The organism is Gammaproteobacteria bacterium (assembly GCA_003696665.1).
Classification (GTDB): Bacteria; Pseudomonadota; Gammaproteobacteria; order Enterobacterales.
In genome coordinates this window covers 1-7,335 of sequence record RFGJ01000424.1, presented here as the reverse complement: position 1 = coordinate 7,335, position 7,335 = coordinate 1, and the positions used below count along the sequence as shown (strand labels likewise).

Sequence of the window (7,335 nt, the reverse complement as noted above, 5' to 3'; positions counted from 1 at the left end):
TCCCAGCCTTCCAAATCGTAAGGGTGCCACTGCAGAATGTGGATTTGGTAGCGATCTCCGTATTTGCAGACAAGTTCAAACTCACCTTCTTGGACAACTGGTGGCTGCAGTTCCGGGACGCGAATATCACGCTCGCAATACGGGGCTGATTCCAGTAGCTGGCCGTATTGGTTGCGGAAATGCTTGGGAATTTCGACCATCGAAAAGGATTCGATGACGAACAGGCGAACGTTATCGAAAGCGTCGAATTTCAATTGATATGTGGTGCCGCGTGGGATAATGAGGTAATCCCAGCGCTCAAACTTGATTTCACCGTATTCAGAAGTCAGCCGTCCGCTGCCCTCGTGGACGAAGACAATTTCGTCAGCATAAGCGTTACGGTAAAACTGCTCAGTATCCTCTGTGACGCGCGCGGTGTACATGGCGACGTCGTCATTGAACATCAATTTCCGACGGGCCGAAAAGAAATTGCCCTGATCATCGACTTGATTGCTGTCAATCTTATAATTTTGTACCAGCGCATCCTGCCATTCTTGCCCGTGATCCAGCGACAGCGGTTTGACCTCGAGGGTCTTGGTCGGCATGTTGTAGTGATATTTGTTGGAATAGATATTGGAAAAGCCGTGCGTTGAGAACAATTCTTCACGAAACAACTGCCCGTCGTCTCGATAAAAGGTGATGTGGCGTTTTTTCGGGATGTTCCCCTGACGAACATAGTATGGCATGGCATGTCCTCACCGAGAATGTGGATATGTCACACCATACATGCCTCGACACTTCAACAAAAGATGTGTAGATTGACGATCATATTCAAAAAATTTGAATGTTTCGCATGGCGGTTGATTTAGAGTCATTGCATATTTTGGTCATGGTGGTGGAAAGTGGCAGTTTTGCCGCCGCTGCGGAACGGCTGAATCGACCTCAATCGGCCATCAGTTATCACATCAAAAAGTTAGAAGAGCAACTCGGCGTTATCTTGTTCGATCGGAGTCAGTATCGCGCCACACCGACCAAAGAAGGGACGGCCATTGCCCAGGAAGCCCGTCGATTGCTGAATCAGGCGCATTATATTCAGCGATTGGCGGATCGGTTTGAGCAAGGCTGGGAACCGGAGTTGGAGTTGGTCATCGATGGTGCATTGCCGATGGATCCTGTGATGATGGCGCTCAAGCACTTAACGTCGCCGGATATTCCGACGCGCATCGAAGTTCGGGTTGAATTTCTTGGCGGCGTCCAGAGCCGTTTCGAACGTGACGAGGCCGACTTGATGTTGGTGAAAGATTTCGTGGCGAAACCTGGACTGGTGGCCACTGCTTTGCCAGCCATACGAAATTGGTTGGTGGTGAGCCCGGAACATCCTCTGGCGCAAATGCGGCGGGTCAGGCGTGAGCAGCTGATCCAGTTTGTCGAATTGACGGTCAATGACTCCACAGACAGTGCCAGTATGGTCACTGACGCGCATCAATTTGGAGGCGAGCGGGTGTTTTATTTGTCGGGCTTTATTTACAAAAAGCGTGCTCTGGAAATGGGACTCGGATTTGGCTGGATGCCGGAATTTCTCGTTCGAGAAGAATTGAAAAGCGGACGACTACGACCCGTGGACTATGTGGGCGGGAATACTTACGAGTTTGTGCCCTATTTGGTTTGGAATGATGCCCGACCCTTGGGTAGGGCCGGACAGCAGTTAAAAGAAGCCATTGAGCGCACTTTTGCCAGCGCGCTCTAGCCATATCAATGTGCCGTGATGCCTGGGCCAATGTGAGTGCGTATAAATTTGAGCATTTTTTGATACAGCGCCACATTGGTTTTAGGATCCACGATGCCGTGGGCGGAATAACTGCTGTAGAACCACTGGTAAGGCTTCCCAATGGCATCTAATGCGCGTTTCATCGACTCGGCCTGTGATGGCGGCACACGTTCATCCTTACCCCCTTGAATCAACATGATGGCGGCCTTAATTTTGTCCGCGTTGTAGGCCGGGGAGCGCGCTTTCAGGACATTTTCATCGGTGCCCAGCACTTTTTTGAGGTAGTTACGGCCATATTCTGTTCTGGGGATGTCTCCATCTTCAAACATCAATGGCAGGTCATAGACTCCCACATAACCAATAGCGCATTTGTATAAATCGGGCTCGCGAACGGCGCCTTGCAGAGCGGCATAGCCGCCATAGGATGCGCCGTAAATACAGATTCTTTTCGGATCGGCGATGCCTTCTTTGATTGCCCACAGGGTGGCGTCGGTGACGTCATCCTGCATGGTGGTGCCCCAGTGCCGGTAGCCCAGCTCCTCGAACCATCTGCCGTACCCGCCGCTGCCGCGGAAGTTGATTTGCAATACGGCATAGCCGCGATTGGCGAACATTTGCACTTCAGGGTTGAAGCCCCAACGGTCGCGTGGTCCGTGTGGTCCACCATGTGGATTGACGATCAATGGCAGATTTTTGGCTTCGACTCCTTTAGGTACGGTCAGATAACCATGAAGTGTGATGCCATCCCGCGCTTTGATGGTCACTGGTTTCATCTCCGCCATATCATCCGGGTTAATCCAGGCGCGCGTTTTGGCGACAAGTTCGACCTTGGATTGCTTTATGTCGAGCAAATAGTATTCACCGGGATTACGGTCGGAATGAACGCGGACAATGGCTTTTGAACGATCGGCCGTGGTGGAGGTGATGTTCACATCCTGTCCCTTAAAGGCGGCCACCAGACCTGCGATCAGTTTGACATCGGGATCGTGACTGTCCCAGAACTTCTGGATGGGATAATCAGGGATGAACTTAGCGCCAATGATACGACGACCGTCGAGCGAGCTAACAATGCCATCGACATCGACAAATTCATGACCTGCCTTGTAGTCAATGGTTTCTTTTTGCACGTCAAGAATCCCCAGGGCGTAAGTCTTCCGTCCGATATCTGCCCTGACCCAGATTCGGTTTTCATCAATGGGATAGATAAAGTTGATTTTGTCGATGTTGAGGTTTTTGAATTGGACTTTGTGGTAGCGCTTGCTCTTTTCGTCAAAGCGGTAGAGTGTCCGATGCTCGTTTGCATCAGACGACCAGGCAAACCAGAGTTTACCGTCTTCGTCGATGAGATAGCCGCCAAGTTGATCAGGGTTGGGGCTGACGGCAAAGCGTTTCAAAAAACCGTTGTTGACATTCATTTCATACAACACCGGCGATCTGCCGATGAGTTTACGCACGATGACATGTTCTGGATCAGTAGGCAGCCAAGCGACGACACGATAGCCAAAGCCGCTGGTCAGACTGCGGCCGCTCCGCACTTGCGGCAGCTTCATGCGGCGTTTGCCGTCATAGTTAAATGCATAGATTTCCCCCGAATCGACCAGTCGGTCAAAGGAGCCTGTTTTGATGCCAACCCGAGCCAACAGGCGTTCATTGTTGACCCAGTGTAGGTCGTAGCCGTGCCGACGTTTGCCAAAACTGGTCTTTGAGACAAATTTGCGTTTTTTGAGATCCATGACCAGCACATGGGTTTCTGCCCCCTGTGGGAACGTCAAAGCAAGATGGCGCCCATCCGGAGAAATCACTGCTTCGGTAAACTGTGGTAGTTTGAAAAAATCAATCAGAGGTATTTCTTTGGCTTGGCCAACGCCTGACAGAAAAAGTAAGACCAACAGCGTGGCGAACAACCTTCGGCTCATTTCAACAGTCTCCTTATCATTGTGTTATTGAGCGAGTCAGGGCTTACCCTACCAAATCATCGCCGAACTACGGTATGAAAAATTCACACTTTACGCGATATTTCGTCACGATTTGGTGCGGCATGAGTTAATTGACACATCGTGACGCTCAGCCAGTGTCTTGCTACCGTTTGGAAGATTCATTTTCCTTTTCGGGGAATGTTGATTATATTTGAAAGTTCAGCATGTTAGAGGGAGTCGAAGTGCGCGACGACGAGTTGTTGCTTTCCATGGTGGCGTTTGACGATTGGCGACAGGAAGCCCGTCGTCAACTTAAACGATTTCATTTGTGGCTGCGAAGAAATCAACTGCAGCATGCTGACATTCGTGCCCGATTGAAAGAAATTTTGGCGAACCTCGAGTGTTCGGACATCACGTTGGCGTTTGTGGGTGAGCTGTCTCGAGGTAAGACCGAATTAATCAACGCCTTGTTCTTTGCAGATTATGGTGTGCGAGTTTTGCCTTCCAGTGTTGGCCGCACGACAATGTGTCCCACAGAGATTTTTTATGATCGCGGCGAAAACAAGGCCTACTTGAAACTGCTTCCGATTGAAACGCGTGCGAGCGACGATTCGCTCGCGCATTGGCTTGCCAAGGCAGAAGCGTGGCAAACTTTTGAGTTGCCTGTCAGTGACCCGCCCGCATTGGCTGAGAGCCTGCGTCGTTTAACGGAAAGCATTGAAGTGTCAGAAACCGAGGCGGTAAGGCTTGGATTTCAGAGAAGAGAGCTGACAGAAGTCGGTCGTGTTGAAATTCCCCGATGGCGTCATGCTTTGGTGAGTTATCCGCACCCCCTGTTGGTAAAGGGATTGCGAGTGATTGACACGCCCGGTTTGAATGCGCTCGGCAGTGAGCCCGAATTGACCTTAAGTCTATTGCCACAAGCGCAGGCCATTGTGTTTGTGTTGGCGGCAGACGCAGGTGTGACGGCCAGTGACATGACGTTATGGGAGCAAACCGTTGAGCCATTGCGTAAGCGACCAAACCTTGGCGTCTATGTGGCGTTAAATAAAGCTGACGTGCTGTGGGATGATCTCGGGCAGACCGATGTTTTCCAAGCGTCACTAGACAAATTGTGCCAGACAACCGCACGGCAATTGAATGTTCCGCGAGAAAATATCATGCCGGTTTCTGCGCGCAAGGCGCTGGCAGCGCAAGCGAGACGAGATCCGGCGTTGTTGGAACAAAGCGGTTTTGCCCAGTTGCGTGAGGCACTTGCCGTGTCACTGTTGGGCAATAAACGCAGAGAGTATTGGCGTGGTGTGATTCGAGAGGCGACACAGCTTGTGGATGACGGCATCGTTGCATTACAACAACGACAAGCCTTACTTAAGCAGCAACGCACAGATATGGAACAATTGCGCTCGCAGGCCAAAGAAGAGCTGGCACAACTGATTATCCAGTTGGAGGACGAGCGTGAGGCATTGTCTCGTCAGTTGCAGTCCTTGACGCCCAGTCGTCGATTGGTGGACCGGCAGGCGCGCGTGTTGGTTGATTTGATCAATCGGCATGATTTTGAAAAATTGATTTCAGATACATGCACCCAACTGCTTCAGGCCAAGACGTCAGTCTCAATCCTCCGAATATTGCGCACGTACCAAGCACAAATTATTTATCGGTTTGAGCGCTTTGTGCGGGAAGCGGAATTGGCAAATAAACTACTCGACTCAGTCTACGCCAAGTTTTCTAGTGCGCACGGTGTTGACTATTTGCAACCACTGCATTTGGAAGCTAAAAAAATGCAAAAACGCTTGGTGACCATTTTGCGTGAGCACCAGAGCTTCCGACAAAAATTAGTGTCGGTGTTGACAGAACAGTCTTCGCTCACCAAGCGCCACTTTAATGTTCACGGACAGCAAGTTTTGGCCTTCATTGATGACTGTCGCCGACAGACTGGACGTTGGGCGCGCCGGCTTCTCTTGCCGCTTGAGCGGCAACTCCAAGACCGGCGGCAGGCATTGAATCAACATATCGATCAACTGCGCGCCGTCCAAGCCGAGCAGGCCTCGGTGCAAGGCCGTCTGCAGGCCATCGATAACTTGTTGCAGGAAGTTGAAGACGAGCTGTATCACGCTGAGCACGTCCTTGAGATATTGCATGCAGCGCCAGATGTCGAATTGTCGAACAAAGTCGTGCCATTGCGTGCGACACAAGGCGGTTACTGAGATTCGCTTTGGCGAGAAAAGTAGGCCATACTTGATTTGAATTAGACAAAACAAGATCCACATAGGCCAGTGGAGGGAGTTATGAGAAGAGTTGCGCTATTGTTTTTGATGGTGGTCGCTGCCTTGGTGTATGCCGAACACCCCAACCAGAAAACCATTGGGGATGTCGTCATTCACTACAATGTGTTCAATGCGTCTCAGTTGTCGCCTGACGTGGCGCGTCAGTATGGCATTTCCCGTTCTGGGAACTATGGTGTCGTCAATGTGTCCGTACGTAAGGGCAAACCCGGGGATGATAAGCCGTTACGGGCAAGTGTTAAGGGCTTTGCGAGAAATTTGTTATCGCAAGTGAAATCACTAGACTTTCGGGAAATTGAAGAAAAGGGTGCGATTTACTACATTGCCACTTTCCGTTTTGATAACGAGGAACGTTTGAAATTTGAGCTCCAGGTTCAGCCGGAAGGCATGTCGTCCCCAGTGGCGATCAAGTTTGAGAATCAGTTTTATAACCCATAGTCCTACTTGTTCTGCCCGTGCAGACCGGCAATAATGCCGGTCTGTTTTTTTGTAGAGACAATGTCGATGAGTGTGTGGGTGTTGGCGACAGGTAACACTGGCAAAGTGAGAGAAATTGGGGCGTGTCTGGCACCGTTTGGTATCACGCTGTGTCCGCAATCGGATTATGATGTGATCGCCGCTGAAGAAACAGGCAAGAGCTTTGTAGAAAATGCGTTGATAAAAGCGCGAAATGCGGCGATGCAAACAGGACTTCCAAGTCTTGCCGATGACTCAGGTATTGAAGTCGATGCCCTCAATGGCCGACCCGGCATTCATTCGGCGAGGTTTGCGGGGGCCAAAGCGAGTGATGAGGAAAATATTCGCAAGCTATTGTCTTGCATGGATGGCGTTGAAAACCGGCGAGCCCGATTTGTGTGCGTTTTAGCCCTTGTTCGGAATGCTGAGGACCCCAATCCGGTGATTTTTGAGGGCCGCTGGGAGGGGCGAATTGCCGAAAAGCCCAGTGGCAATGGGGGCTTTGGTTACGATCCCATCTTTTTCGTGCCCAGGTTCAATTGTACGGCGGCAGAATTGGCGCCGGAGCAAAAAGCGGCGGTGAGCCATCGGGCTCAGGCACTGTTAAAGCTCAGGCTATGGCTGGCGCAGCATGACAGCTTGATAGGATGATGCCTTAATGGATTGGCCAAAGCCTGTTTTTACTGCCTTACCCCCCTTGTCGCTGTACGTACATGTCCCGTGGTGTGTACGCAAGTGCCCCTATTGCGATTTTAATTCGCATGAGCAATCTGGAGATTTGCCTGAGCAGTCGTATCTTCAGGCATTACAGTCGGATTTGGAATTGAGTTTGCCGCTCATTTGGGGGCGCCCAATCGTGAGTATTTTTATTGGCGGAGGCACGCCGAGCTTACTCAGAGGACAGTTTTATCACGAACTTCTGTCAATGATTCGG

At 50.8% G+C, this 7,335-nt stretch carries 7 protein-coding genes; 5 read left to right on the top strand and 2 right to left on the bottom strand.

Annotated elements, in window-relative coordinates:
- Positions 1–725, bottom strand: a 725-nt coding sequence (locus D6694_10720; protein ID RMH39877.1) for a homogentisate 1,2-dioxygenase, incomplete at its 3' end; no start/stop codon positions are given.
- Between the two features lie 107 nt (positions 726–832).
- Between D6694_10720 and D6694_10715 the strand changes: the two genes are divergently transcribed.
- Positions 833–1,726: a LysR family transcriptional regulator gene (locus tag D6694_10715; GenBank protein RMH39880.1), complete on the top strand. Its 894-nt coding sequence runs from the start codon at positions 833–835 to the stop codon at positions 1,724–1,726.
- Positions 1,727–1,731: 5 nt separating this feature from the next.
- Here the strand turns inward: D6694_10715 and D6694_10710 are convergent, their stop codons facing one another.
- A complete protein-coding gene (locus tag D6694_10710) occupies positions 1,732–3,663 on the bottom strand; it encodes a S9 family peptidase (GenBank protein ID RMH39876.1) in 1,932 nt (643 codons plus the stop codon).
- A 224-nt stretch (positions 3,664–3,887) separates the two neighbouring features.
- Here D6694_10710 and D6694_10705 point away from each other — a divergent pair, with 224 nt between their 5' ends.
- The 4 genes from D6694_10705 to D6694_10690 all read left to right on the top strand — a co-directional run.
- Positions 3,888–5,867, top strand: coding sequence for a hypothetical protein (locus D6694_10705; protein ID RMH39875.1), 1,980 nt, complete (start codon positions 3,888–3,890; stop codon positions 5,865–5,867).
- Between the two features lie 81 nt (positions 5,868–5,948).
- Entirely contained in the window at positions 5,949–6,383 is a 435-nt protein-coding gene (locus D6694_10700) for a DUF4426 domain-containing protein (GenBank protein RMH39874.1), read from the top strand.
- Between the two features lie 66 nt (positions 6,384–6,449).
- Positions 6,450–7,052 (top strand): RdgB/HAM1 family non-canonical purine NTP pyrophosphatase, encoded by a 603-nt coding sequence (rdgB, locus tag D6694_10695; protein ID RMH39879.1) that lies wholly within the window; start codon positions 6,450–6,452, stop codon positions 7,050–7,052.
- Between the two features lie 7 nt (positions 7,053–7,059).
- The coding region (locus D6694_10690) for an oxygen-independent coproporphyrinogen III oxidase-like protein (protein ID RMH39878.1) at positions 7,060–7,335 on the top strand (276 nt) is incomplete at its 3' end.